A 26,469-nucleotide genomic window follows, 5' to 3' on the forward strand; every position below is an offset into this window, starting at 1 on the left:
GGACCCTGAGTACCGCGCCGTCGACCGCGATGGCCGCGATAGCTGTGATGACCGTCGTGACCGTCGTGACCGTCACGACGGCGATGACCGCGCTACGCCCGCTCCGCGAACCCCGCCGGATCGTCGAGCACCGCCCGCACCACCGAGTGGGCGGCCCCCAGCAGTGGCCCCTCGGGCCCCAGAGGTGACACGGACACGGCGCAGGCGGGGCCCGCCGTGCGCCGCGCCAACTCGCCCTCCAGCGAAGGAAGCAGCCACGGTGCGAGACCGGCCAGCGCTCCACCCAGCACGACCGTCTCCGGATCGAGGAGGTTGACCGCGCCCGTGAGTGCGATCCCGAGCGCGGTCCCGGCGTCGCGCAGGGCACGCCGTACCTCCGCGTCGCCCTGGGCGGCACGCTCGGCCAGCAGCCCGACCCGGTCCTCACGCGGCTCCAGACCGGCCGCGCGCAGCACGGCCTCCTCACCCGCGTACTGCTCGAGGCAGCCCCGTCCGCCGCACGGGCAAGGAGGCCCGTCCGGCCACACCGGCACATGCCCCAACTCGCCCGCGAAACCGCGGGTTCCGCGCAGCAACCGTCCGTCCACGACCACGGCCGCACCGATGCCGATCTCCGCGGACACATGCAGGAAGTCACGTGGGGTGGCATCGCCGAGCCACAGTTCCGCCAGACCGCCGAAGTTGGCCTCGTTGTCCACGGTCAGCGGGAGGTCCCCGGGCAACAGCGCGCCGAGATCCGTGTCATGCCAGTCGAGGTTGGGGGCACGGACCACGGTCCGGTCGTCGCGGGCCACCAGGCCGGGCACCGCGACCGCGAGGCCCGCGGGCCACAGCCCCTCCCGTTCGGCCTCGGCGACGACCTGCCGCACCAGCGCGGTCAGCTCCTGCAGCACCGGCTCGGGCGGCCGTCCGCGGTTCGTGCCGTGCCGCACCGCCCGTGCCCGTACGTCACCGCGCAGATCGACGGCGCACACCGCCAGATGGTCGACGCCCACCTCCGCGCCTATCCCGGTGGGGCCGTGTCCGCTGACGGCGAGTGCCGAGCCCGGTCGCCCCACCCGTCCGGGCCGCTCGGGGCCCAGCTCTTCGAGGAGCCCCGAGCGGATCAGCTCGTCCACCAGCGTCGAGACCGCCGCCCGCGTCAGACCGATGCGCGAGGCGACGGCGGCACGCGACAGCGGCCCCTCCGCACTCACGGTGTGCATGACACGGGAGAGGTTGCGGCGGCGCATGCCCTGTTGGGTGTCGGGCAGTCGACGGCCGGAACCGGTCGGGTGGGCCTCGTGCAGTGGTGCGGTCATGCCTCCGTCAGTCCTCGTCCGGCCGGTCCCACTAGGGGCTGTCCTCGTCCGCGCTCGCTCAGTGCTCGCTCAGTCCTTGTTCGGTTCCCGTTCCAGGAGCGGGGCCGCGTCGGAGAGTACCCCGGCGATCCTGGCGAGCGTCTCCTCGTCCCGGTCCACGGCGTCGAGCACCGGCCCGTGGGCCGTTCCCCAGCGGCGGGCCACCGCGGCCGGGTCCTCGCCGGTCAGCAGGCCCGCGGCCTGCGCGGCGGCGCCCAGCGCGACCAGTTCCTTGGCCTCGGGCACCTGAACCGGACGTCCCGACAGCCGGCGGACGGTCTGCTGCCAAGCCGTTCCCCGGGCACCCCCGCCGATGAGCAGCAGCGGCGCGGAGCGGTCCGCGTCCGGGTCGAGCACCAGGTCGAGGGCGCCGAGGAGCGAGTGGACCGCGCCGTCGTACGCCGCCTGGAGCAGCTGGCCGCCCGTCGTGTCGTGCCTGAGGCCGTGCAGCAGCCCCGAGGCATGGGGCAGGTTCGGGGTGCGCTCGCCGTCCAGGTAGGGGAGCAGCGTCACGCCCGCGCCCGGTTCGACCGCCTCGCGGTCGAGGCCCAGCAGCGCGGCGACACGATCGACGGCGAGCGTGCAGTTCAAGGTGCAGGCCAGCGGAAGCCAGTCGCCGCGTGCGTCGGCGAAGCCCGCGACGGTGCCGGTCGGGTCGGCGGGGCGCCGTGTCGAGACGGCGTACACCGTGCCGGAGGTGCCGAGGCTCAGTACGGCGGTGCCGGGGCGCAGTCCGAGGCCGAGCGCGGCGGCGGCGTTGTCACCGGTGCCGGCGGCGACCAGCGTGCCCTTGGAGAAGGGCAGCTCATCGCGGGCGTGCACGGTTCCGGCCACCTCGCCGGGCCGGGCGATACGGGGGAGCAGCGCCGGGTCGAGTCCGACGTGCGCGAGGACTTCGTCGTCGTACCTCTCCGTACCGGACGCCCACCAGCCGGTACCGGAGGCATCGCCGCGGTCGGTCGTGCCCTCTCCCGTGAGGCGTTCGGTGAGGTAGTCGTGGGGCAGCCGTACGGCCGCGGTCGCTCGGACGGCGTCGGGTTCGTGCTCGGCCAGCCAGGCCCACTTCGTGACCGTGAAGGAGGGGCCGGGCACGCTGCCGGTGCGCTCGGCCCAGGCCTTCGGGCCGCCCAGCTCCTCGACCAGCCGACGTGCCTGTGGCGCCGAGCGCACGTCGTTCCACAGCAGGGCCGGGCGTACGGGATCACCCTGGGCGTCGAGAGTGACGAGCCCGTGCTGCTGGCCGCCGATCGACACCGCGGCGGCCTCGTGAGCCGCCTCGCCGCACTGGTGCAGCGCCTCGCGGAGCGCGTCCCACCACTGCCGCGGGTCGCTCTCGCGACCCGCCCCGGTGGAGACGGTGTGCGGCGCCTGCCCGCTCGCCACCACCCGTCCGGTCGACGAGTCGACGACCAGGGCCTTGGTGGACTGGGTGGATGTGTCCACCCCGACGACGAGCGGACCCTCGGCTGCTGACATCGGGCTCTCCCTCTTCCGCGGCTCCGCGGGATCTGTCCTGGTGATGGGGTTTGCGGACCGGTGTGGCCCAGGTTTCGCATTTCGTCTCTTCCCAGAGATGCCTCCGCATACTAATTTGTTAACCGCCATGACGAAATAGTCGGAGCTAGCAAGGAGCCGCGGCATGAACTACCAGCCCACCCCCGAGGACAGGTTCACCTTCGGCCTGTGGACCGTCGGCTGGCAGGGAAGGGACCCGTTCGGCGACGCCACCCGGCGCGCCCTGGACCCCGTCGAGTCGGTGCAGCGCCTGGCCGAGCTCGGCGCCCACGGTGTGACCTTCCACGACGACGACCTGATTCCGTTCGGGTCCTCGGACAGCGAGCGCGAGTCGCACATCAAGCGCTTCCGCCAGGCCCTGGACGCGACCGGCATGCGGGTGCCGATGGCCACCACCAACCTGTTCACGCACCCCGTCTTCAAGGACGGCGCGTTCACCGCGAACGACAGGGACGTGCGTCGCTACGCGCTGCGCAAGACGATCCGCAACATCGACCTCGCGGTCGAACTCGGCGCGCAGACGTATGTCGCCTGGGGCGGCCGTGAGGGTGCCGAGTCCGGCGCCGCCAAGGACGTGCGCGTCGCCCTCGACCGCATGAAGGAGGCCTTCGACCTCCTCGGTGAGTACGTGATCTCCCAGGGTTACGACCTCAAGTTCGCGATCGAGCCGAAGCCGAACGAGCCGCGCGGCGACATCCTGCTTCCCACCGTCGGCCACGCGCTCGCCTTCATCGAGCGCCTGGAGCGCCCGGAAATGTACGGCGTCAACCCCGAGGTGGGCCACGAGCAGATGGCCGGGCTGAACTTCCCGCACGGCATCGCGCAGGCCCTGTGGGCCGGCAAGCTCTTCCACATCGACCTCAACGGCCAGTCCGGCATCAAGTACGACCAGGACCTGCGCTTCGGTGCCGGTGACCTGCGCTCCGCGTTCTGGCTGGTCGACCTCCTGGAGAGCGCCGGGTACGCGGGGCCGAAGCACTTCGACTTCAAGCCCCCGCGGACCGAGGACTTCGACGGGGTGTGGGCGTCGGCAGCAGGCTGCATGCGCAACTACCTGATCCTGCGGGAGCGTACGGCCGCCTTCCGTGCCGACCCCGAGGTCCAGGAGGCGCTGCGCGCGTCGCGCCTCGACGAACTGGCGCAGCCCACCGCGGCAGACGGCCTGACGGGGCTGCTCGCGGACCGTGCGGCCTTCGAGGAGTTCGATGTGGAGGCGGCCGCGGCGCGCGGGATGGCCTTCGAGCGGCTGGACCAGCTCGCCATGGACCACCTGCTGGGCGCGCGGGGCTGATCGTGCCCCGGTGAGGTCCGGCCCGTCTCCTGGCGGGCCGGGCCTCACATCTCGCTGCGCGGACCCGGCGGGGAATGCTCCGGAATCATGCGATCCACGGCATGAGTGCGTATCAACTTCGGCACAGGGGTCGCCCCATGACCGGTTCGAGGCGAGTCTTGACGGTATGGCCACCCCGCCCTTACCGCCCCAGCCTCCCCGGCCGCCAGGAAACACACCCCCTCCGGGAAACGGTGGCTTCGGCCCGCCGCCTGGAGACTACGGGCCTCCTCCGGGAGACCAAGGTCCCCCTTTCGAGGGCTACGGCCCCCCTCCGGGGGGTGACGGTCCCGAGCCTCCCTCTGGATTTCCCGGTGGTCCGGGAGGCCCCGGTGGAGGGCGGCGCCGCACCCCGCTGTTCCTCGCGCTCGCCGCGCTCGTGGCCGTTGTGGCTGTCGTCGCCGTGGTGCTGATGGTCCGTGGCGGCAGCGACACGCCCGACAAGAAGGGGTCCACCGAGAGTGGCGGCACTCAGGGATCGTCGTCCCCGTCGCTGAGCATTCCGTCCGAGCTGCCCAGCGAGCTGCCTTCGTCCCTGCCCTCGTCCCTACCTTCGTCCTTGCCCTCGGAGCTGCCGAGTGATCTGCGCAGCATCCTGCCGAGCGACCTGCAGTCGCTCCTCCCGACCTAGGGAACGGCGCGCCGCCGTAGGCCGCTGAGGTGTTGGGCACGCGCGCGTGGACGCCGTTTCGCGACTCACGCACGCGTGCCCGACGAAAAGGATCCTGAGGTCAGATCCCGTGCGGCAGCCGTACGTAGGTGACCGTCGTCTCGATACCGCTGTCCACCAGGCGGCCCTGCGCGTCGAACGCGCCCGCCCCGTCGGTCATCCCGAAGTCGTTGTCGTTGATCAGCGCGAGTGTGTCGTGGTCCACGCGCGCGATGCCCTCGATCTTTCCGGGTACCCCCGCGACCGTTCCCAGGTCCACGACCAGACGCTTGGCGAGCACCGGGACGCCGGAGGCGGCCGGATCGTCGAGCTGTTCCAGAGAGGGGGACGTCGTGTCGCTGTCCCAGGGACCACCGAGGATGTCCGCGCGGCGCGTGAGCTCCACCACCTGCAACCGCGCCGCCTTGTCCGTGCGTTCCTCCACCAGCAGCCGATCACGGCCGACGGCCACCACGGAGGAGATCTTCAGCTCCGACGTGTCGTCCTCGCTGGGGTCGACCACGTTCACCGGGTCGAAGCGGTAGGCGTACTCGGCGGTGACGGCCCGCTTCTTCGGGGAGAAGCGCAGCAGCCGAGTCGTGCGCGAGGCGTCCCCCGCGGCGCCGTCCGGCAAGGAGAGCGGGCTCTGCACGGCCATCACCAGGTCGCCGCCGGGAAGCTGGGCGAGCCCTTCGAAGCCGCGATTGATCTTCCGGTGCAGCAGGACGGCCGGCAGCGCTTCGACCACCGGGTAGTCGGTGCCGGTCAGGTTCAGTCCCTTGGGCACATAGCGCGTGAGGACCCTCCCGCGCGCGGAGACATGGATCAACGAGGGACCGTACTCGTCGATGAGCCAGAAACTGCCGTCCGCGGAGCGGACGATGCCTTCGGTGTCGACGCCGTTCGGGTTGTACGTGAGGGGGGTCTGCGCGTCATAGGAGTACGGCGCCTCGTCGCGCCCCGCCTGGTTGGACAGCCCGGTGACGGGCTTCCTGGAGGACGTGGTGATCGGGAGCGCGTCCAGCACCTTCACGGTGTCACCGGACACCCTGATCTTCACGATCGCCGGGTCGAAGCCGGGCACCGGGAACGTGCGGCGCTTCTTGCCGTCGACCTTGATCTGCCCATTGGGGCCGCGGTCGGTGACCGTCCAGAACTCGCCCCGGCGCCCGGCCGGGTAGATGTCGCTGCCGATCCCACCGAGGTCCACGTCCCGGTCGTCGCCCACCGTGCCGGGCAGCAGCGCGTTGCTGAACGTGCCCAGGGGGATGTCGCGGAGGGTCGCGGTGCGCGTGACCCTCGGCTGCGCCGGGTAGCCCTGAGCGTTCGCGGTGCCGACCGCCACGAGGGCGGCCAGCATCGCGAGCGGTACACCCGCGGCGACGGTTCGGTGGACGTGGCGCCGGCCGACGGCATGCGGGGACATCGGGCCTCCTGAGGCACAAGTTCGTTGACAGCGGCCAGAGTTGGCCGCTGCGCCGAACGTCGTGCGACTTCGAGGTGAACGTGGGGCGTCAACCACTCATCGGGTCGCCGCTCGGGTCTCCCTGCGCCGTCGCGAAGGCGGTGGCCGGATCCCCCGCCGCCGGCCCCGCGGGCGTCCAACGGCCCCGCTCCTTGCGGTACGGCCACCATCGGCCGTCACGCCCCAGACGTAGCTGGGCAGGTGCGCCGACGGCGGTCCAGCGGTTGCGGGTGGCACGCAGTCGCGGCCGCTCGTCCTCGTCCCAGGCCGCCTCCAGGGCGGCACGCGCGCGTGCGAGTGCCGCCGCCTCCACGGCCCACTCGTCCTCCAGCACGGCCAGCGCGACCACACCTCCGTGGTGCCAGGCGCGTACGGCGAGCGCCAGTTCCTGCCGGTCGCGTCCCGATCCGTCGGCCAGCCGCTCGACGATCGCACCCTCGGGGGCCAGTGCCGCCAGCCGGACCGCGTCCTGCTCAACTGTCAACTCCGCCGGTGCTTCCCGCCCGTGAGTCGGTCCGAGCGCCTCGGCGAGCAGTCGGTGCGCCTCGGCCGCGGTCGCGGTGGCGAGGAACTCCAGGGCGGCCGGGTCGACGCCGGGTGCGGGCGCGGCCTCGGTGTCCAGGGAGGGCGGCCGACCGGGCACCTCGGGCAGTATGGGAGGAGCGGGCAGGGGCGGCAGGATGTCCCCGGCCGCGTACGCCTCGCAGGCGTCCACGCCCTGCTGAGCGGGTTCCGGGGCGTCCGGCCGGTTCTTCGCGGTCGTGCTGCCGCGCGACTGAAGCTCGTCCAGCAACGTGCGTTCGGTGCGGCCGCGCATCAGCAGCAGGGCGAACGGATCCTGGTCGAGCAGCCGCGCCATCTGATAGCAGAGCGCCGCGGTGTGCCCGCAGTGGTCCCAGGCCCCGCAGTCGCACTCGGCCTCCAAGTCGCCCAAACCCGGAAGCAGCTCGACTCCCGACGCCGCCGCGTCCTCCACCAGATGCGGCGGCATCTCGCGGTCGAGCAGCGCCGCGACATGGCCGGCCCGTTCGACGGCCATGTCCAGGAAACGGTCCCACTGTTCCTCGGACAGTTCCTGAAGCAGCACGTCCGAGCGGTGTGCGGTGCCGTCCCGGTCCCGAACGACGGCGGTGACGCGCCCCGGCCGCACCGACACGGCGCCCACCGCCCCCGTACGCGCGAGTCTGCGGCCCGTCTTCACCGGCTCCGAGTCCAGCGCCGCGTCCTCCAGCGCCTTCAGCCAGGCCCGGCCCCACCACGTCTGCGCGAAGCCCTGCCCCTGTGCGGGCGGCAGCGCCGCGAACGTACGCTCCTCGTTCCCATCCGTCATCGTGCGTCCCCTCGCAGCTCCACCAGGTCGGCCAGTTCGGCGTCGGTCAACTCCGTGAGCGCCGCCTCTCCGGCGCCGAGGACCGCGTCGGCCAACTGCTGCTTGCGCCGCAGCATCTCGGCGATGCGGTCCTCGATGGTCCCCTCGGCGATCAGTCGGTGCACCTGCACGGGCCGGGTCTGGCCGATGCGGTACGCGCGGTCCGTGGCCTGCGCCTCGACGGCCGGGTTCCACCAGCGGTCGTAGTGCACGACGTGCTCGGCCCGCGTCAGGTTCAGGCCCGTGCCCGCGGCCTTCAACGACAACAAGAAGACCGGGATCTCGCCCTCCTGGAAGCGCTCCACCATCGCCTCGCGCTCATAGACGGGCGTCCCGCCGTGCAGGAACTGCGTCGCGACGCCGCGCACCGCGAGATGGCGCTCGATGAGGCGCGCCATCCGCACGTACTGCGTGAAGACCAGAACGCTCGCTCCCTCGGAGAGGATGGTGTCGAGCAGCTCGTCCAGCAGCTCCAGCTTCCCGGACCTGCCCGGGATCTTCGGCCGGTCCTCCTTGAGGAACTGCGCCGGATGGTTGCAGATCTGCTTCAGCCCGGTGAGCAGCTTCACGATCAGACCGCGCCGCGCCATGCTGTCCGCGGCCGAGATCTCCGCGAGGGTCTCACGCACCACCGCCTCGTACAGACCCGCCTGCTCCTTGGTGAGCGAGACGGCACAGTCGGTCTCGGTCTTCGGCGGCAGCTCGGGCGCGATACCGGGGTCCGACTTGCGCCGCCGCAGCAGGAACGGCCGGACCAACTGGGTGAGCCGCTCGGCCGCCGCAGGATCCTGAGCGCCTTCGACGGCCTGTGCGTAACGCGTCCGGAAGGAGCCGAGACTCCCGAGCAGGCCCGGCGTCGTCCAGTCGAGGATCGCCCACAGCTCCGAGAGGTTGTTCTCCACCGGCGTGCCGGTGAGCGCCACACGCGCGCGTGCGCCGACGGTGCACAGCGCTCGCGCCGTCGCCGAGTAGGGGTTCTTCACGTGCTGCGCCTCGTCCGCGACGACCATGCCCCACGGCACCGCGGCCAGTCGCGGCGCGTCGAGCCGCATCGTGCCGTACGTGGTGAGCACGAACTCCCCGTCCACCAGGCCTTCCAGACTGCGCCGCGAGCCGTGGAAACGGCGCACCGGCGTGCCGGGCGCGAACTTCTCGATCTCGCGCTGCCAGTTGCCCATCAGGGAGGCCGGACAGACCACGAGGGTGGGGCCCGCCGCCGACGTGTCGGTCTGCCGGTGCAGATGCAGGGCGATCAGCGTGATCGTCTTGCCCAGGCCCATGTCGTCGGCCAGACAGCCACCCAGTCCCAAGGAGGTCATTCGGGCGAGCCAGTTGAGGCCCCGCACCTGGTAGTCCCGCAGCGTCGCGGTGAGCGCGGCGGGCTGCCCGACCGGCTCCTGACCCTCCGGGTCCGAGAGCCGCTCCCGCAGCGTCGCCAGCCACCCCGTGGGCCGAACGTCGACCCTGCGGCCGTCGACCTCCGTGGAGCCCGTCAGAGCGGCGCTCAGCGCCTCGACGGGCGTGACCTTGCGGTCCTGTTGCGCCCGGGCACGGCGCACCTCCTGCGGGTCGACGAGGACCCACTGGTCGCGCAGCCGTACCATGGGGCGGTTCGCCTCCGCGAGGTGGTCCAGCTCCTGTCGTGTGAGTCGCTGATCGCCCAGCGCGAACCACCAGTTGAAGGCAAGCAGCGCGTCCGCGGACAGGAAGGAGGGCGCGGCCGACGCGACCTTGTCCGGACTCCGCTCGTCGTCCGGCGGGCCGATGACGGCGCGCGCGGTCAGCTTGCGCGCCAACTCCTTGGGCCAGTGCACGTCGACGCCGGCGGACCCCAGCATGCCGGCGCCCTCGCCGAGGAGTTCGGTGACCTCCTCGTCGGCGAGTTCGACGGCGTCCGGCACCGTCGCCGAGAGCAACGGGGTGAGCGGGGGCCAGGCGCGGGCCGCACGGCGCAGGGCGAGCAGGACGTCCATCCGCGCGCGCGGGCCGAAGGCCGCCGATCCCGCCCAGACGGCGGAGGCGTCCGCGACAAGGCCCGGGTCGTTCACGCTGTGCACCTGCAGCACCCCGCGGAACGGGAGCCGCGTCTCGTCCGCCCCGACCGACGCCAGCCCAGGGACCTCGACGCGCAGCGAGACGCGTACGCCCGCGTCGTGCCCCGCGGCCACGTCGGCGGCCCAGGCGCGCTGCTCCGGCACATACTGCGGCTCCGGCGCCGCGAAGGCCGCGCCTCCCGCGGCCGGCGACGCGGCGGGGGAGCGGGGCAGCGCGTCGGCGACCGCGTCGAGGAAGGCTCGCAGCAACCGCTCGGGGTCGGGCAGCCGCACCGGCTCACGGCCGTCCACCGGCACGGCATGCGCGTCGGGCGGCATCGCCGCGGCGAGTTCGCGTACGCGCTCCAGGTCGTCGGCCCGCAGTGGACCGGCACGCCACGCGTCGTGGTCGCTCGCCGTCAGCCCCGGCAGCAGCAGCCCCCGTGCGGCGAGTTGGAGGGCGAGCACGGCGGCCGCGCCCCAGAACGTGGTCGCCCGGTGTGCGTGCGCGGCGGCCCGCGCGCGTGTGAGGACCGGCAGCGCGGCGCGCACCGGGAGTAGGACAGCGGGCACGGTCACGAGCTCGACACCGTCGTCTCCGGGCAGTGCGACGGTCAGGTCGTCGAAGGCGCCGGACGCCACCACAGGTGGGACGTCGCCGTCGGGCCGCCAGAAAGCGACGCTTCCGGTACGGGACGGATCGGCGGGCATGAACACGGCGCAGCATGGGGCCAGTTCGGAGATCTCGGCGGGCGTCGCCGCAGGAATTCTCTGCACAGCGATAGCGCATTCCTCAAATTTGACTACTGGGTCGGAGTCGCCGAGGGTACAGCACCGCGTACACCGGGCGGGGATGCCCGGACCGTGAGGCGGCTCTTCCCGGGCCGGGGTGTACGTAACCCCCCTCGATGGACGGGGAAAGCCTCAGTACGGACGCGGGTGGTGGCGTCATGGTCGCCGAGGGTCACTGGTTCGTACGTTTCATCAGGTCAGCCCCTTGCCTGAGAAACCGGAGACCCGCCATGCCCCAGACCGCCACAGCCGTCGTGGAAGACCTTCCAGGGGTGGGTGTAGGGCAGAGCCCCGGAAGCGACTTCGCGCCCCTCCTGCGCACCGTCAGGGCCCGGGGTCTCCTGGACCGGCGCCACGGCTGGTACGCACGCGCGATCACCGTGAACGCGCTGGCCCTGGCCGCGGTCGTGACGGGTGTCGCCTTGATCGGCAACTCCTGGTGGGCGCTTGTCCTCGCCCCACTGCTCGCCGTGTTCTCGGCCCGCACGGCCTTCATAGGCCACGACGCGGGCCATACGCAGATCACCGGCAACAAGTCGGTCGGCCGTGCGATCGGCCTGGTCCACGGCAACCTGCTCCTCGGACTGAGCTATTCCTGGTGGAACCACAAGCACAACCGCCACCACGCCAACCCGAACCACATCGACAAGGATCCCGACGTCGTCGCCGACGTCCTGGTCTTCACCGGTGAGCAGGCCGAGGCCCGGGTGGGCTTCCGGCGCTGGCTCACCCGCAACCAGGCCTGGCTCTTCTTCCCGCTCACTCTCCTGGAAGGTGTCGCCCTGAAGGTCCACGGCTTCCAGGACCTGCGCCGGCAGCCCCCGCGTGAGCGGGTGGTGGAGGCACTGCTGCTGGTGACCCACGTCGTGGCATACGCGACCTTGCTGCTCACCTCCATGTCCCTCGGCAAGGCCCTGGCCTTCGCCGCGCTGCACCAGGCACTGTTCGGCCTGCACCTGGGCATGGCCTTCGCGCCCAACCACAAGGGCATGGAAATGCCCGACCCGGACGGCGAGCGCTGGGGGCATCTGCGCCGCCAGGTGCTCACCTCCCGCAATGTCCGCGGCGCCGCCCTGACCGACTGGTTCCTCGGTGGCCTCAACTACCAGATCGAGCACCACTTGTTCCCCAGCATGCCCCGCCCCCATCTGAGGCTCGCCCAGCCGCTGGTGCGCGCACACTGTCGGGAATCGGGTATCCCCTACGCGGAAACCGGGCTCGTCGACTCCTACCGGCAGGCCCTGCGTCACATGCACGAGGTCGGCGAACCCCTCAGGGCCGAGGAGCCGCGGAAGGTCTCAGGGGGTGAGTGAGCCCGGAGGGTCTCAGGGGTGGGTCAGGGGAGCGCCTCAGGGATGTCTCAGGGTCGCGCACTGGAACCGTGAGAGGCGTGGACCCGTTCTCAGGACAGAGAGCGGCAGCAGCCGCGAAGGAGGCGACACATGTCGAAGAACGCGAAGATCGCCGCAGGTGGTGTGGCGGTCGGCCTCATCCTGCTGATCTGGTTGCCCTGGTGGGTCTCCTTCCTGATCGTGGTGGGAGTTCCGGCGGCCGCGTACCTGACGCTGGACCCCTCGCAGCGGCGCAGGCTGCGCCGCGTCACCCGCAAGGAACTCGGCCGCTGAGGCGCTGCCGACCGGGCGCGTCTCCCGGCATGCGGGAGACGGCTCGGTCGCCGCTCGCGGATCGTGCCGCCGGCAGGGTCCGCGAGCGGGCGCGTGCCCCGCTTCGTCCGGGGCGAGGAGCGACCCACTGCGCGACCGCTCAACTGGGGCGTACGGCCATCTTGTCGAGGGCCTCCAGGAGGCCGGGCAGTTCCGGGCCCCGGCCGACGGGCAGGACCTCTCCGGGCTCCTCGTCGAGGAGGACGAAGGCGATGTCGTCGGTCCGGGCGACCATGGACCAGCCGGGGCCGTCCGCACGCAGGGTCCGGGCGTCGCCGGTGGCGAAGGACGAGCGGACGCGGCCCAGGGGCGGCGGGGTGTCCACGTAGGAGCGCGCCTCCGCGAGCACCCGGCGGATACCGTTGCGGGTCTCGCCGCTGCCGCTGTCGCCGTCGGTGCTCTCGGTCTCGTCCTGGTGGGCGTCCTCGGGCCGGGCGGTGTCCTCCGGCGTGACGAAGTCGCCGTCGTCGATCTGTTCCCGCCAGATCGCCCACTGGAGGGCGATCTCGTCGGCTCCGAGGCGTCGTTGGGCCGGTCCCCAGATTGCGGTGTTCGGTGGGGTGAGCGCGGGCCGATCCGTGAGCTCGGGCGCGGGGTCGTGCGGGGCCGGCACCCCGGGAGCCGCGACGGCGACGTCCAGGGGCCAGCCGGGCAGCGCGGAGACGACCGTGCGCTCGTCGGGCGACAGCTCGTGCTCCATCCCGCAGTCCCAGGACGCGATGGCGACGGCGACCAGCGAGACGTCGTCGATGACGACCGTCCACCGTGCACCCTCGCCATCCTGGCCGAGCACGAGACCGTACCCGTCGGCCAGGGGTGCCAGGTCGAGCGCCGCGCAGGCCTCCGGGTAGTCGTCCCCCAGCACGCTGGGGAACTTCGCGGGCGTCAACAGCACCGCTGTCAGCACATACAGCGCGTCGTCGTCCCCGGTGGCGACGGCGCCATCGTCCGTCCCGGCCATCCCAGCCTCCCGATCGCTACGTTCGTCGGCGCACCATAATGCGACCCGAAGGCGCTTGTCACGAGCCCGAAACAGACGCGGAGCTGCAGTTATCCGGCTGGACGGGGGCGAAACGCCCTGCCCGGGCCCACCGCGGTCAGGCGGCGGGCAGGCCGAGCAGCGTCCGCGCCACCGTCCGAGGCGACTCGTCACGCTCCCGCGCCAGAGCGATGACGGCACGGCAGGCCAGCTCGTTCACCCCGAACGACAGCGCCTCGGGCGACACCCAGGCCGCGGCCTCGTCGATCTGCTCCTGGTCGTCCTCCGCGCAGGCCGACACATAGGCCGCGGCCGCCTCGAAAAGATTGTGTGTACGTTTCTCCGGTCGCCGCTTGGCGGGCCGCTGCGCCTTGGCCTCGTCGGCCGCCTTCCGGCGCCATATCTCGCGGAGTCTGCCGAACATTCCGGTCATCGGGCCACCTTCCCCCTGCGCGGTTGCCATCGCTGATCGTTCACCTGCTGCTACTCAACGTAGAGTTGAAGGCCCGGCGGCAGAAGAGGGACGGTCCGGTGAAGTGTCGCGAACGTTCCCTTCGAGTGAGTCGATCGTGGCCCGCAGCCAGGTGAGTTCGGCCCGGCTCGTGGCACGGGCGATGGTGAGAATGCCCTGCCGGAAGGGATCGTCGAGCTCCTCGGCGCGCAACGGCCGGTCGCCTTCGTAGAAGAAGCTCGCGGGCTCCTCCAGGAAGGCGAGCCTGCGGCGCAGTACCGCGGCCTGCGCCGCGGAGTCGGCCAGGTGCCTGAGGAAGGCGAGCACCGTGAACCAGCGGTTCTCGTCGGTGATGTCGCGCTGTACGGGGTCCGCGAGTCGGCGGCGCAACTCGCTTCTCCCCTCCTCGGTGAGCGTCAGGACATGACGAGGGGCAGCCACGGAGCCGGGCTGCGTCGCCCGCGCCAGCAACCCCGCCTTCTCCAGTCGCTTGATCGCGGGATACAGCGTGCTCTCCGCGACGGGCTTCACATGGCCGGTCAGCGCGGTGATGCGCTTGCGCAGCTCGTAGCCGTGCAGCGGGGCGTCGTACAGAAAACCGAGGATGGCCAGCTCAAGCATGCCCCGCATTCTGCCGCACCAGCGGTGTACATCACCTCCGTTGTACATCGCTTCCTCTATACATCGAACCCGATGTATTCTCCTGGAACGCGAGAAACAAACAGGCAGACCTGAGGGAGAGCGATGAGGCAGGCCGAGTTCGACGGCAAGGGAAGCTGCATCCGCTGGACGGAGGCGACGGGCGCTGAACCGGCCCGGGTGTACGTACACGGACTGGGGTCGGCCTCGACGGTCTACAACGCCCACATCGCGGCCCGGCCCGAACTGGCGGGGCGCCGGACCCTGTTCGTCGATCTGCCCGGTCACGGCATCAGTGATCGGCCCGCGGACTTCGGCTACACCCTGGAGGACCACGCGGACGCGCTGGCGTCCGCCCTGGACGAGGCCGGTGTCACGGCGGCGGAGCTGGTCGCGCACAGCATGGGCGGCGCGGTGGCCATCGTGCTCGCCCATCGGCGTCCCGAGCTCGTGTCCAGGCTGGTCCTCGTGGAGGCGAACCTCGACCCGTATCCACCGGTCAAGGCGGGCAGCAGCGGCATCGCCTCGTACACGGAGGAGGAGTACGTCGAAAACGGTGGCCACGCGCGCGTGCTCGACAAAGTCGGCCCCTCCTGGGCGGCAACCATGCGGCTCGCCGACCCGCGCGCGCTGCACCGCACCGCGATCGGCCTCGCGCGCGGCACGGTCCCGACGATGCGCCACCTGCTCGAAGGGCTGACAGCGGACCGTGTCTACCTTCAGGGGGCACTGAGCGGTGAACTGGCGAACAGGGAGGAGCTGGAGACCGCCGGAGTCCGGGTGGTGACCGTTCCCGGTGCGGGGCACAACGTCATGTTCGACAACCCCGACGTCTTCGTGGCCGAGGTCGCCGGAAAGGTCTGAGGCCTCAGCCCCGCCGTGTGGCCAGCGCCAGGAAGCGGGCGTCCTCGTCGACGTACGACGTCATGTCCCAGCCGGAAGCGGCCAGCAGAGGGCGGAGATTGGCCTCCGCCCTCAGGTCGTCCGGTGTGATCCGGCGCCCCTGGCGCGCGGCGAGCGCAGCCCGGCCGATCGGATGGAACAGTGCCAGCGTGCCGCCGGGCCGCACCACCCGCGCCAACTCCCTCAGATTCTCGGCGGGGTTGGGCAGATGCGCGATCAGCCCCGCCCCGAGGACGGCGTCCAGCGACTCCGTGCGCAGCGGCAGCGCGGTGACGTCGGCGAGCAGCAACTGCCCGTCGCGGTGCCGTCCGGCCCGTACCGCGGCCGCCAGCATGGCCGGTGTCAGATCGGCTGCGACGACCACTCCGGAGGGCCCCACGGCCGCGCGTAGCGGCGGCAGCGCCCGCCCCGTGCCGCAGCCCGCGTCGAGCACACGGTCCCCCTCGCGCAGCCCGAGTTCGCCGACCGCCGCCGCATAGGCCGGCCCGTCGTCGGGGAACCGCGCGTCCCAGTCGGCCGCGCGCGTCGTGAAGAACTCCTGGACGTGTGTGTGGTCGTCGCTCATGTTCCGCATGATCTCTCACCGACACGAAGTACGACGCTGTGCACACGTTCGAGCGTCATGTGATCGGTCACGTACCTGTCTGTGTCATATTTCAACACCTTTCGAAATGCGCTCCCTTTGTGCGCCCCTGACCGGACTAGCGTCCCTGGGCCATGGGACACCTGGACCACGCCGCCTTCGGCTGGCTGACCCCCGTGCTGTCGTACGTGATGGCCTGTATAGGCGCCGCCCTGGGGCTGCGCTGCACGGTCCGCGCGCTCGGCGCCACCGGGCGCTCGCGCCGCAACTGGCTGCTCACCGCGGCCTCCGCGATCGGCACCGGCATCTGGACGATGCACTTCGTGGCGATGCTCGGCTTCAGTGTCAGCGGTACGGAAATGCGCTACAACGTGCCGCTGACCATCCTCAGTCTGCTCGTCGCGATGGTCGTCGTCGGCGCGGGCGTCTTCGCCGTCGGCTACGGCCGCGACCGGGGCCGGGCGCTCGTCCTGGGCGGGCTCACCACCGGACTCGGCGTCGCGAGCATGCACTACCTGGGCATGGCGGCGCTTCGGCTGCACGGCGTCGTGCGCTACGACCCGGTGCTCGTCGGGCTCTCCGTCGTGATCGCCGTGGTCGCGGCCACCGCGGCCCTGTGGGCGGCACTCAACATCAGGTCGCCCGTCGCGGTCGCCGTCGCCTCCCTCGTCATGGGTGGGGCGGTGAGCAGCATGCACTACACCGGAATGATGGCGGTGAGCGTGCGTGTCAGCCCCTCCGGGGAGGCCCTTCCCGGGGCCACGGCGATGCAGTTCATCTTCCCCCTCGCCGTCGGCCTCGGGTCCTATCTCTTCCTGACCTCGGCATTCGTCGCGCTGTCCCCGACGGCCCGCGAGCGCGAGGCATCCGCATCGGCCCAGCGGCCCGTCGAGAGCGTCGCCCGCTAGCTAGTGGCCGGCCCGAGCCACGACGGCTCGGACGACACGCCCCGAACCACTCCGAGCGAGGAGGCCATGCGTACACCCCGTAGGACCCCTGCAGCCGGCGCCGAGCCGTCGGCCCCACCCCCGCAGCGCGGCCGCCGCGCCCACGCGGGACCACCCGCCGACGAGTACACCGACCCCGACGAGGACGCCACAGGGACGCCGCCAGAGGCATCCGCGCGCGCGGGACGATGGCGCATACGTCCTCGTACGGTGCGGGCCAAGATCGTCTGTCTGCTCATGGTGCCGGTCGTCTCGCTGCTCGCCCTGTGGGCGTACGCCACGGTGAGTACCGCCCAGGACGTCGCGCGGCTGCGGCAGTTGCAGCGCGTGGACTCCACCGTCCGAGCCCCGGTCGACGACGCCGTCGCCGCGCTCCAGGCCGAACGCGCGGCCGCCGTCCGCCATGCGACCGACCCGACCTCCGAGCCACAGAGCGATCTCAAGACGCTGGCGGAACGCACGGACCGCGCGGTGGCGAAGCTGCGACTGGGCGACCACAACACCGTCGCCGACGGCGCCGACCTGCCCGCCGGAGTGGCCGGACGGCTCGACGCCTTCGTCAACGGGGCCGAGAGCCTGGGGCCCCTGCGCACCGCCGTACTGGAGCGCCGAACCGGATGGGACGAGGCGTACGGGCAGTACACCAGGACCATTTCGGCGGCCTTCGCGGTCGGGGGCGCCCTTACCGGCATCCAGGACGCCGACCTGGGCTCCGACGCGCGCGTACTCCTCGAATTCTCCCGGGCAGGCGAGGCGCTGGCGCAGGAGGACACCGTGCTGTCCGGTGCCCGGCTCGCCCACACCCTGGACGGTGAGCGACTGCGGCAGTTCACCGGGGCGGTCGCCACCCGCCGCGCCCTGACCGACGCCGCCGTCGCGGATCTGCGTGGACCCGAACAGGCCTCCTGGCGCGACCTCGTGACGGGGAGCGCGTACGCCGACGTACGCGCCGTCGAGGACAAGGTGCTCGCGTCGAGGCCCGGCGGAAACGCCGTCGACGCCGCGCCGGAAGCCGACTGGAACACCGCCCACGCGCGCGTGCAGGACGCCATGCGCGCCATCGAGGCGAAGGCGGGCCGGGGTGTCGCGGACCGTGCCGACCCCTTGACCCGCGGTCTGCTGACACCCGCCGGCGCCGCCGTCGTGTTCGGCCTCGCCGCCGTCGCCGCCTCGCTCGTGATCTCCGTACGCATCGGACGCGGCCTCGTCGTCGAGCTGGTGCTCCTGCGCAACAGCGCCCTCGAGATCGCTCGACACAAGCTGCCCGAGGCGATGCGCAAGCTGCGCGCGGGGGAGGAGATCGACGTCCGCGCGGAGGCTCCGCCAGGACCACCCTCGGAGGACGAGACCGGACAGGTCGCGGAGGCCCTGGGCACCGTGCACCGGGCCGCCCTGCGCGCCGCCGTCGAACGCGCGGAACTGGCCAGCGGGATCTCGGGGGTCTTCGTCAATCTCGCCCGGCGCAGCCAGGTCCTCGTGCACCGCCAACTGAGCCTGCTGGACAGCATGGAGCGCAGGTCCGAGGACCCGAACGAACTGAGTGACCTCTTCCGGCTCGACCACCTCACCACCCGGATGCGGCGCCACGCGGAGAGCCTGATCATCCTTTCCGGCGCCGCACCCGGCCGGGCCTGGCGCATGCCGGTCTCGCTGACGAACGTGGTCCGCGCGGCCGTGTCCGAAGTCGAGGACTACGCGCGCGTGGAGGTACGTCAGCTGCCCGAGGCATCGGTCGGCGGCGCCGCCGTGGCCGACCTCACCCACCTCCTGGCGGAAATCGTCGAGAACGCCGCCCAGTTCTCCCCGCCGCACACCCGCGTCCGCATCACCGGCGAACCGGTCGGCAACGGTTACGCCGTGGAGGTCGAGGACCGAGGGCTCGGCATGGGCAAGGAGACGCTCGACGAGGCCAATCGGCGCATCGAACAGTCCGAGGCGCTGGACCTGTTCGACAGCGACAGGCTCGGTCTCTTCGTGGTCAGCAGGCTCGCGGCCCGGCACGGCATCAAGGTGCACCTGCGCACTTCGCCCTACGGGGGCACCACCGCCGTCGTCCTGCTGCCGACCGCGCTGCTGCACGGAGGCGCGGCGGAACGTTCCCCCCGCAAGACAGACAACGAAAGGCCCGACGAACGCGAGTACGCGCGTGTGTCGGCCGCCCCAGAGCACGACTCCGTCCAGGCGCCCATCGAGCGGCCCGCACTCGTGCCCCTGGTGCAGACCGCTGTCGAACCCCCAGCGCACGGCTCGCCGGAAGCCCCCGTGAACGTCTCGTCCGAAACCCCTCTGAACGGCTCGCCGGAAACGACACCACCTGGAGTCACCACTTTGCGGCTGCACCGCCCTCCGGACGACTCCGAGGGGTCCGACGACCTCCCACGGCGCGTACGGCAGGCGAGCCTCGCGCCCCAACTGCGCGCACAGCGAACCGAGGAGCCGACACAAGTGGCGGCCCACCAGCACGACGACACACGCACCCCAGAACTCGTACGGGACCGTATGGCGGCCTACCGCGACGGCTGGGCGCGCGGCGGCGGCAGAACACCCGGTCGCCGCGTCACCCCAGCCCCCGATGCGGGCAGCGACAGCAGTGAAGGAGACCCCGCATGATCCAGGACCCGAGCATGAGGGCAGCCCAGTCATCCGGCGAACTCGACTGGCTGCTGGACGACTTGGTGCTACGCGTCGCCGAAGTGCGGCATGCGGTGGTGCTGTCGAACGACGGACTGGCGGTGGGTTCCTCCACCGGCCTCAGGCGTGAGGACGCCGAACACCTGGCCGCCGTCGCCTCGGGCTTTCACAGTCTGGCCAAGGGCGCGGGACGTCACTTCGGCGCCGGGGGCGTACGCCAGACGATGGTGGAGATGGATGACGGCTTTCTGTTCGTCGCGGCAGCGGGCGACGGCTCGTGCCTCGCCGTCCTCACCGCGGTCACGGCCGACATCGGTCTGGTGGCCTACGAGATGGCGCGGCTGGTCAAGCGCGTCGGCGAGCACCTCTACACGCCTCCGCGGGTCGCCGCGCAGCCGCCCGCCGCCGGATGACCGAGGGCGGGCGGCGCAGATGACCGAGGACCTCGCGGGCAGCCAGTGGTACGACAGCGAAGCGGGACCGCTCGTCCGGCCCTACGCGATGACGGGCGGCCGCACCAAACCGGGCCCCACGGGAGTGCGCTTCGATCTGATCGCTCTGGTCACCCTCGACAAGGGTGCACCCGGAGTCGACGAGGACTCTCTGCTCGGGCCGGAACACCGGGCCCTCATCGACCTGTGCCGCACAGAGACGCAATCCGTGGCCGAACTCGCCGCGGGCGCGGACCTGCCGGTGGGCGTGGTCAGGGTGCTGCTCGGCGACCTGCTGGAACTGGGCTGCGTCACCGTCAGCCGCCCGGTGCCGCCCGCACAACTGCCCGACGAGCGGATCCTCCGCGAGGTGATCGAGGGACTGAGGGCGCTCTAGATGAACGACGCGACTCCACGCATCCAGGGGAACCACCCGACTCCGCATACCCAGATGAACGACACGATTCCACACACGCGCACACATGCACCGACGCACACCCGGCACCGTTCGACCGACGCCGACGGCTGCCGCCACTCCCGAGAGAAGTGATCGATGGTCTCCGAGAACTCCGACGCCTCGGCCGACGAAACGACCGCCCTGGCGTTGAAGATACTGGTCGCCGGCGGGTTCGGCGTGGGCAAGACCACCCTGGTGGGCGCGGTCAGTGAGATCAAGCCGCTGCGCACCGAGGAACTGCTCAGCGAGGCGGGTCAGTCGGTGGACGACACCGACGGCGTGGACCACAAGGTCACGACGACCGTCGCCATGGACTTCGGACGCATCACCATCCGGTCCGGCCTCTCCCTCTACCTCTTCGGCACGCCGGGCCAGGACCGGTTCTGGTTCCTGTGGGACGAGCTGTCGCAGGGTGCGCTGGGCGCCGTCGTCCTCGCGGACACCCGCAGGCTCGAGGACTGCTTCCCCGCGGTGGACTACTTCGAGCACCGGCACATCCCGTTCGTGGTGGCCGTCAACTGCTTCACGGGCGCCCGGGCCTACGGCGCCCAGGACGTGTCCCGCGCCCTCGACCTCGACCGTGGCACGCCCGTGGTGCTCTGCGACGCCAGGGACCGCGACTCCGGGAAGGAGGTACTCATCCGGCTCGTGGAGTACGCCGGGCGGGTGCACACCGCCCGGCTGCTCGACTCCGTCGGCTGAGACCACGGAAGAATCGGGCCGAGGCCTCCGAAGGAGAGACCTAGGCCGCCATCGAGGCCCAAGCCACGACTTTCTCGATCCTCACGCGGACGAGGAGTTCACCCGGGACGCCGTTGCGCTTCCCGAGCTCCTCGGCCCGATCCTCACCCATGTAGCGTGCGCCGATCCGAGCTGCCCAGTGACGCAGCTCGGCCAGATCCTCCGACAACTCGGCACGACCCTCCAGAACCACGAAGTCGAACGGCGGTTGGTCGTCGTCCACGCATAGGGCGACTCGCCCGTCGCGGGCCAGATTCCGTCCCTTCACACTGTCCTTCGCGGTGTTGAAGAGCAGGTGGTCGCCGTCCAGCAGAAACCAGATCGGCGCCACGTGCGGACTTCCGTCGGCGCGGACGGTCGACAGCTTTCCGGTGCGGGTGCCCTGCGAGACGAAGGCCCGCCATTGCTCATCGGTCATCTTCTGTGCCATGCGCCCATCCTCCTTGCCCGGAGGGCGGCCGTGGGGAAGGCTGGCTGGTCGGATCCTCCAGCCAGGGGGAAAACATCACGGGGAGATGGAGCATGGCGCAGAACACGGGGCTCGGCTGGCTGCTCGACGACCTGACCGAGCGCGTCGAACACGTACGGCACGCGCTGGTGTTGTCCAACGACGGGCTGGTGACCGGCGCGAGCACAGGACTGCGACGTGAGGACGCCGAGCACCTCGCGGCGGTCTCGTCGGGCCTGCACAGCCTGGCGAAGGGCTCAGGTCGGTACTTCGGCGCCGGTCAGGTGCGCCAGACGATGATCGAGTTCGACGACGCGGTACTTTTCGTCACCGCGGCGGGCGCGGGCAGCTGTCTGTGTGTCCTCAGCGCCGCGGAAGCCGACATCGGCCAGGTCGCCTACGAGATGACACTGCTCGTCAACCGTGTCGGCGAACACCTCGGCGTGGACGTACGCCAACCGGAACGTTCGTCTTCCGTAGATCTCTGACCTGTGGATACGTCATCGCGGTGAGAGTTATCCACAGGCTCGTCGCGAGATCCGCCGAACCGGCTACGGTTTTTCTCGAAGCGAGCGCCCGACGGCGCGAGCACCTCACTCCACGGGGGAGAACCGTCATGTCCGGCAACACCATCACGCAGTCCGCCGCCCCGCAGTCCATCGCATTGCAGTCCACCGCATCGAGGCCCGCCACAACGTCGCTCGCACGCGCCGCGCGAGAACTGGAGCTCAAGCGCGGCGAGTTCGACCTCGCCCTGCATCTCGGATGTGTCCGCACCGTTCCCGACGAGGGGGGAGGCGGACGCCGCGTCAATCGTGCGGAGATCGAGCGGGTGCGCTCCGAGGACGGCTTCCCCGAGGCATTGCGGGAACGCGTCAAGGCCGTCGGCACCACGGAGGGCGCGGCGCTCATGGGCGTGACGGCCGCCAGGTTCACGCGCTTCGCCCGCCTGGGTCTGGTGGTGCCCGTGAAGTTTTACCTGAACCGGTACAGGGCTGTGGTCTGGCTGTATCTGGCCGAAGAACTGCGCCAGTTCGGGGCGGACGAGCAGAACGCGAGGCTGCTGAAGGGCCGTACCCCCGAGGGACTCCGCGACCAGCTGGAAGCCGGCCTGGACCTCCGCCCCCGCAACTGGCGGGGTCGGCACATGGGATTCCTGCTGCGGCAGACCGAGGACCCCTGGGCGCAGGCCGCGATCGTGGCCTCCCTGCTCGACCCCGTTCAGGTGGCCGAGATCGTCAGGGACCCCTACGAGCGCGCGTATCTGAACCGCTTCCGGCCCGAGCGGGCCGCCCACGGCGCCGCGCCGGACACGCCCGCCGCACACCTCGTCTCGCGCATCATGACGGCCGAGGATCCCGACGAGATCAGCTGGCTCCGTGCCGACCTGGGCCAGGCGCTCGTCGAGGCCCGAGAGCTCCGCCCCGCGCCCCGCCCGACCCCGAAGGCCCCGCCGACGCCGGTCTCCCCCTTGAGCGCGGCGGATCCGGCGGTCTCGCGACCGCGGGAAGCCGCCCTCGACGACCCGGCCCCGAGCGTGGAGCCCGAGCGGCCACGCAGGCTCCTCGGGTGGCTGCGCCGCAGAAACCCCTGACCCTTTCCCTGCATCCTTACAGCGCCCGAAAAAGCCCCTCCTGGACGACCGAGACGAGCAGGCGTCCCTCCAGGTCGTAGATGCGCCCGCGGGCCAGCCCGCGACCGCCCGTCGCGATCGGCGACTCCTGGTCGTACAGGAACCACTCGTCCGCGCGGAACGGCCGGTGGAACCACATCGCGTGGTCGAGCGAGGCCATGTCGAAACCGCGCTGACCCCACAGCGGCTCCACCGGGATGCGGACGGCGTCCAGGAGGGTCATGTCGCTCGCGTAGGTGAGGGCGCAGGTGTGCACCAGCGGGTCGTCGCCCAGTGGCCCGACGGCACGCATCCACACCGCGCTGCGCGGCTCCGCGTCCTTTATCTCCTCCGGGGTCCAGCGCAGTCCGTCCACGTACCGGATGTCGAACGGCTGGCGGCGCGCCATGCGCTCCAGCGACTCGGGAAGCGCGCCCAGATGCTCGGTGATCTCCTGCGAGACCGTCGGCAGCGACTCCGGGTGCGGTATTTCGCGGGCCGGCGGCAACTGGTGCTCGAAGCTCCCAACCTCAGGCTTGTGAAAGGAGGCGGTCAGATTGAAGATCGTGCGCCCCTGCTGCACGGCGGTGACGCGACGGGTGGTGAACGAGCGCCCGTCCCTGACCCGTTCGACCTGGTACACGATCGGCACACCCGGCCGGCCCGGGCGCAGGAAGTACGCGTGCAGTGAGTGCACCGGCCGGTCGGCCTCGGCGGTGCGCCCGGCCGCCACCAGGGCCTGGCCCGCCACCTGGCCGCCGAAGACCCGCTGCAGCGATTCGTCCGGGCTGCGGCCACGGAAGATGTTGACCTCGATCTGCTCCAGGTCGAGCAGGTCGACGAGCCTCTCGGCTGGGTTCGTCATGTGTGGGATTCTCCTGTGCTCACAACTGGCCGACGTCGGTGACCTTGACGACCGCGCGACCCTCCGCGTCGGAGGCCACGAGATCGACCTCCGCGCTGATACCCCAGTCGTGGTCACCGTTCGGGTCGGCGAAGGTCTGACGGACGCGCCACAGACTGTTCTGCGGCTCCTCCACGATCGACAGCAGCTTGGGGCCACGAGCGTCGGGGCCCGTGCCGAGGTCCTCGTACTCGTCCCAGTACTTGTCCATCGCCTCGCCCCAGGCGTCGGCGTCCCAGCCGGACTCGCCGTCCATCTCGCCGAGCTCGTCGACGTTGTCGAGCGCGGCGAGTTCGACACGGCGGAACATCGCGTTGCGGACGAGGACACGGAAGGCACGGGCGTTCGACGTGACCGGCTTGACCTGGTCGGCCCTCTCCTGGGCCTCCTCGGCCGTCATCTCCTCGGGGTTGGCGAGCTGCTCCCACTCGTCGAGGAGGCTCGAGTCGACCTGGCGCACCAGCTCGCCCAGCCAGGCGATCAGATCCTCCAGGTCCTCGGACTTGAGGTCGTCCGGGACGGTGTGTTCAAGCGCCTTGTAGGCACTCGCGAGGTAGCGCAGGACAATGCCCTCAGTACGGGCGAGCTCGTAGTAGGAGACGAACTCCGTGAAGGACATGGCCCGTTCGTACATGTCACGGATGACGGACTTCGGCGACAACGGATGGTCGCCGACCCACGGGTGGCTCTTGCGGTAGGTGTTGTAGGCGTGGAAGAGCAGTTCCTCCAGCGGCTTGGGGTACGACACGTCCTGGAGCCGCTCCATGCGCTCCTCGTACTCGACGCCGTCCGCCTTCATCGCCGCCACGGCCTCGCCGCGCGCCTTGTTCTGCTGGGCCGCGAGGATCTGCCGCGGGTCGTCCAGGGTGGACTCCACGACGGACACCATGTCCAGGGCGTAGGAGGGCGACTCGGGGTCCAGCAGCTCGAACGCGGCGAGTGCGAAGGTCGACAGCGGCTGGTTGAGCGCGAAGTCCTGTTGCAGATCCACGGTGAGGCGCACGATGCGGCCCGTGGCGTCCGGCTCGTCGAGCTTCTCGACGATGCCGCCGTCGAGGAGCGAGCGGTAGATCGCGATCGCCCGCCGGATGTGCCGCAGCTGCTGCTTGCGCGGCTCGTGGTTGTCCTCCAGCAGATGCCGCATCGCCTCGAAGGCGTTTCCGGGCCGGGCGATCACCGCCAGGAGCATGGTGTGGGTGACCCGGAAGCGGGAGGTGAGCGGCTCGGGATCGGAGCCGATGAGCTTCTCGAAGGTGTTGTCCGTCCAGCCGACGAAGCCCTCGGGAGCCTTCTTGCGGACCACCTTGCGGCGCTTCTTCGGGTCGTCGCCCGCCTTGGCGAGCGCCTTCTCGTTCTCGATGACGTGCTCGGGCGCCTGTGCCACGACGAAGCCCGCCGTGTCGAATCCGGCGCGCCCGGCGCGGCCGGCGATCTGGTGGAACTCGCGGGCACGGAGCGTGCGCACCCGGTTGCCGTCGTACTTCGTCAGCGCCGTGAACAGCACGGTGCGGATCGGGACGTTGACGCCGACACCGAGGGTGTCCGTGCCACAGATGACCTTCAGCAGACCGGCCTGGGCCAGCTTCTCCACCAGCCGCCGGTACTTGGGCAGCATGCCCGCGTGGTGCACGCCGATGCCGTGGCGTACGTACCGGGAGAGGTTGCGGCCGAACTTGGTGGTGAAGCGGAAGTTGCCGATCAGCTCGGCGATCTGGTCCTTCTCCTCGCGCGTGCACATGTTGATGCTCATCAGTGCCTGCGCCCGCTCCACGGCCTGTGCCTGAGTGAAGTGGACGATGTAGACCGGAGCCTGCTTGGTCGCGAGCAGCTCGGTGAGCGTCTCCGTCAGCGGGGTCAGCACGTATTCGTAGGAGAGCGGCACGGGCCGGGTCGCCGAGCGGACCACCGACGTGGGGCGTCCGGTGCGCCGGGTGAGGTCCTGCTCGAACATCGAGACGTCGCCGAGCGTCGCCGACATCAGGATGAACTGCGCCTGCGGCAGTTCCAGGATCGGGATCTGCCACGCCCAGCCGCGGTCGCCCTCCGCGTAGAAGTGGAACTCGTCCATGACGACCTGGCCGACGTCGGCGTGCTTGCCGTCCCGCAGCGCGATGGACGCCAGCACCTCGGCGGTGCAGCAGATGATGGGGGCGTCGGAGTTCACGGAGGCGTCGCCGGTCAGCATGCCGACGTTCTCGGTGCCGAAGATCTTGCACAGCTCGAAGAACTTCTCCGAGACCAGTGCCTTGATCGGCGCCGTGTAGAAGGTGACCTCGTCGCGGGCGAGCGCAGCGAAGTGGGCGCCCGCGGCGATCATGCTCTTGCCCGAGCCGGTGGGCGTCGAGACGATCACGTTCGCACCCGAGACCACCTCGATCAGCGCCTCCTCCTGATGGGGGTAGAGCGTGAGACCGCGTTCCCCGGCCCACGACTCGAAGGCTTCGTAGAGGGCGTCGGGATCTGGGGTCTGCGGCAGCTGATCGATGAGGGTCACGCCCCCATCTTGCCTGTCGACCCGCTCGATGGGGGAATCGGATGCTCGTCCGAAGATCACGACCGTTACGCTGTGGCGCCGACGAAGCGTCA

General features: G+C 71.0%; 24 protein-coding genes. 12 read left to right on the top strand and 12 right to left on the bottom strand.

Annotation, left to right across the window (positions count from 1 at the left end; all coding sequences use genetic code 11):
- Window positions 1–92: 92 nt before the first annotated feature.
- Window positions 93–1,301, bottom strand: a complete 1,209-nt coding sequence (locus KVT44_RS32320; RefSeq protein WP_099924099.1) for an ROK family transcriptional regulator — start codon at window positions 1,299–1,301, stop codon at window positions 93–95.
- Between the two features lie 69 nt (window positions 1,302–1,370).
- A complete protein-coding gene (gene xylB / locus KVT44_RS32325) occupies window positions 1,371–2,816 on the bottom strand; it encodes a xylulokinase (protein ID WP_217570700.1) in 1,446 nt (481 codons plus the stop codon).
- Between the two features lie 163 nt (window positions 2,817–2,979).
- On the opposite strand from xylB, the gene xylA reads away from it, so the two are divergent.
- Both xylA and KVT44_RS32335 read left to right on the top strand, forming a co-directional pair.
- Complete coding sequence (gene xylA, locus KVT44_RS32330; RefSeq protein WP_054228923.1) at window positions 2,980–4,146, top strand: xylose isomerase; 1,167 nt, start codon at window positions 2,980–2,982, stop codon at window positions 4,144–4,146.
- A 418-nt stretch (window positions 4,147–4,564) separates the two neighbouring features.
- On the top strand, window positions 4,565–4,816 hold the full coding sequence (locus tag KVT44_RS32335; protein ID WP_225900227.1) for a hypothetical protein: 252 nt from the start codon (window positions 4,565–4,567) through the stop codon (window positions 4,814–4,816).
- A 100-nt stretch (window positions 4,817–4,916) separates the two neighbouring features.
- On the opposite strand, the gene KVT44_RS32340 is transcribed toward KVT44_RS32335, so the two are convergent.
- From KVT44_RS32340 to KVT44_RS32350, 3 genes are all read right to left on the bottom strand, one after another.
- The gene (locus tag KVT44_RS32340; protein WP_217570702.1) at window positions 4,917–6,260 is read right to left on the bottom strand and encodes an esterase-like activity of phytase family protein; all 1,344 of its coding nucleotides are present in this window, start codon (window positions 6,258–6,260) and stop codon (window positions 4,917–4,919) included.
- Window positions 6,261–6,348: 88 nt separating this feature from the next.
- Complete coding sequence (locus KVT44_RS32345; protein ID WP_217570704.1) at window positions 6,349–7,629, bottom strand: SWF or SNF family helicase; 1,281 nt, start codon at window positions 7,627–7,629, stop codon at window positions 6,349–6,351.
- Window positions 7,626–10,478, bottom strand: a complete 2,853-nt coding sequence (locus KVT44_RS32350; RefSeq protein WP_217570706.1) for a DEAD/DEAH box helicase — start codon at window positions 10,476–10,478, stop codon at window positions 7,626–7,628. Before KVT44_RS32350 ends, KVT44_RS32345 begins: the two co-directional genes overlap by 4 nt.
- A 245-nt stretch (window positions 10,479–10,723) precedes the next feature.
- Between KVT44_RS32350 and KVT44_RS32355 the strand changes: the two genes are divergently transcribed.
- Entirely contained in the window at window positions 10,724–11,806 is a 1,083-nt protein-coding gene (locus tag KVT44_RS32355) for an acyl-CoA desaturase (RefSeq protein WP_217570708.1), read from the top strand.
- Window positions 11,807–11,935: 129 nt separating this feature from the next.
- On the top strand, window positions 11,936–12,118 hold the full coding sequence (locus KVT44_RS32360) for a hypothetical protein (protein ID WP_054228918.1): 183 nt from the start codon (window positions 11,936–11,938) through the stop codon (window positions 12,116–12,118).
- A gap of 139 nt (window positions 12,119–12,257) precedes the next feature.
- Here KVT44_RS32360 and KVT44_RS32365 read toward each other — a convergent pair whose 3' ends face one another.
- The 3 genes from KVT44_RS32365 to KVT44_RS32375 form a co-directional block, all read right to left on the bottom strand.
- Window positions 12,258–13,118 carry a hypothetical protein gene (locus KVT44_RS32365; protein ID WP_217570710.1) on the bottom strand — a complete coding sequence of 287 codons (861 nt, stop codon included), beginning with the start codon at window positions 13,116–13,118 and terminating at the stop codon, window positions 12,258–12,260.
- A gap of 136 nt (window positions 13,119–13,254) precedes the next feature.
- Window positions 13,255–13,560 carry a hypothetical protein gene (locus KVT44_RS32370; RefSeq protein WP_217570815.1) on the bottom strand — a complete coding sequence of 102 codons (306 nt, stop codon included), beginning with the start codon at window positions 13,558–13,560 and terminating at the stop codon, window positions 13,255–13,257.
- A 63-nt stretch (window positions 13,561–13,623) separates the two neighbouring features.
- Window positions 13,624–14,208, bottom strand: a complete 585-nt coding sequence (locus tag KVT44_RS32375; RefSeq protein WP_217570712.1) for a PadR family transcriptional regulator — start codon at window positions 14,206–14,208, stop codon at window positions 13,624–13,626.
- A 123-nt stretch (window positions 14,209–14,331) separates the two neighbouring features.
- Here KVT44_RS32375 and KVT44_RS32380 point away from each other — a divergent pair, with 123 nt between their 5' ends.
- Window positions 14,332–15,090, top strand: coding sequence for an alpha/beta fold hydrolase (locus tag KVT44_RS32380; protein WP_217570714.1), 759 nt, complete (start codon window positions 14,332–14,334; stop codon window positions 15,088–15,090).
- A gap of 4 nt (window positions 15,091–15,094) precedes the next feature.
- On the opposite strand, the gene KVT44_RS32385 is transcribed toward KVT44_RS32380, so the two are convergent.
- The gene (locus KVT44_RS32385) at window positions 15,095–15,694 is read right to left on the bottom strand and encodes a class I SAM-dependent methyltransferase (protein WP_217570716.1); all 600 of its coding nucleotides are present in this window, start codon (window positions 15,692–15,694) and stop codon (window positions 15,095–15,097) included.
- A 152-nt stretch (window positions 15,695–15,846) separates the two neighbouring features.
- On the opposite strand from KVT44_RS32385, the gene KVT44_RS32390 reads away from it, so the two are divergent.
- The 5 genes from KVT44_RS32390 (at window position 15,847) to KVT44_RS32410 (ending at window position 20,880) form a co-directional block, all read left to right on the top strand.
- Complete coding sequence (locus KVT44_RS32390) at window positions 15,847–16,620, top strand: MHYT domain-containing protein (protein WP_054228914.1); 774 nt, start codon at window positions 15,847–15,849, stop codon at window positions 16,618–16,620.
- Between the two features lie 66 nt (window positions 16,621–16,686).
- Window positions 16,687–19,269 (top strand): sensor histidine kinase, encoded by a 2,583-nt coding sequence (locus KVT44_RS32395; RefSeq protein ID WP_217570718.1) that lies wholly within the window; start codon window positions 16,687–16,689, stop codon window positions 19,267–19,269.
- Window positions 19,266–19,703: a roadblock/LC7 domain-containing protein gene (locus KVT44_RS32400; protein WP_099924110.1), complete on the top strand. Its 438-nt coding sequence runs from the start codon at window positions 19,266–19,268 to the stop codon at window positions 19,701–19,703. The genes KVT44_RS32395 and KVT44_RS32400 overlap by 4 nt, the downstream gene beginning before the upstream one ends.
- A gap of 19 nt (window positions 19,704–19,722) precedes the next feature.
- Complete coding sequence (locus KVT44_RS32405) at window positions 19,723–20,118, top strand: DUF742 domain-containing protein (protein ID WP_217570720.1); 396 nt, start codon at window positions 19,723–19,725, stop codon at window positions 20,116–20,118.
- A 156-nt stretch (window positions 20,119–20,274) separates the two neighbouring features.
- Complete coding sequence (locus KVT44_RS32410) at window positions 20,275–20,880, top strand: ATP/GTP-binding protein (RefSeq protein ID WP_075025430.1); 606 nt, start codon at window positions 20,275–20,277, stop codon at window positions 20,878–20,880.
- Between the two features lie 40 nt (window positions 20,881–20,920).
- Here KVT44_RS32410 and KVT44_RS32415 read toward each other — a convergent pair whose 3' ends face one another.
- Window positions 20,921–21,349, bottom strand: coding sequence for a PPOX class F420-dependent oxidoreductase (locus tag KVT44_RS32415; RefSeq protein WP_217570722.1), 429 nt, complete (start codon window positions 21,347–21,349; stop codon window positions 20,921–20,923).
- Between the two features lie 92 nt (window positions 21,350–21,441).
- Here KVT44_RS32415 and KVT44_RS32420 point away from each other — a divergent pair, with 92 nt between their 5' ends.
- Together KVT44_RS32420 and KVT44_RS32425 are read left to right on the top strand one after the other, a co-directional pair.
- Window positions 21,442–21,855 (top strand): roadblock/LC7 domain-containing protein, encoded by a 414-nt coding sequence (locus KVT44_RS32420; RefSeq protein WP_075025432.1) that lies wholly within the window; start codon window positions 21,442–21,444, stop codon window positions 21,853–21,855.
- 128 nt (window positions 21,856–21,983) lie between these two features.
- On the top strand, window positions 21,984–22,961 hold the full coding sequence (locus KVT44_RS32425) for a DUF6397 family protein (protein ID WP_217570724.1): 978 nt from the start codon (window positions 21,984–21,986) through the stop codon (window positions 22,959–22,961).
- A 16-nt stretch (window positions 22,962–22,977) separates the two neighbouring features.
- Here KVT44_RS32425 and KVT44_RS32430 read toward each other — a convergent pair whose 3' ends face one another.
- Window positions 22,978–23,844, bottom strand: coding sequence for an acyl-CoA thioesterase II (locus KVT44_RS32430; protein ID WP_217570726.1), 867 nt, complete (start codon window positions 23,842–23,844; stop codon window positions 22,978–22,980).
- A gap of 19 nt (window positions 23,845–23,863) precedes the next feature.
- Entirely contained in the window at window positions 23,864–26,377 is a 2,514-nt protein-coding gene (locus KVT44_RS32435; protein ID WP_217570728.1) for an RNA helicase, read from the bottom strand.
- Between the last annotated feature and the right edge of the window lie 92 nt (window positions 26,378–26,469).

The sequence above is a fragment of the Streptomyces sp. GbtcB7 genome (genome assembly GCF_019091445.1).
In the GTDB taxonomy this organism is placed as follows: Bacteria; Actinomycetota; Actinomycetes; order Streptomycetales; family Streptomycetaceae; genus Streptomyces; species Streptomyces mirabilis.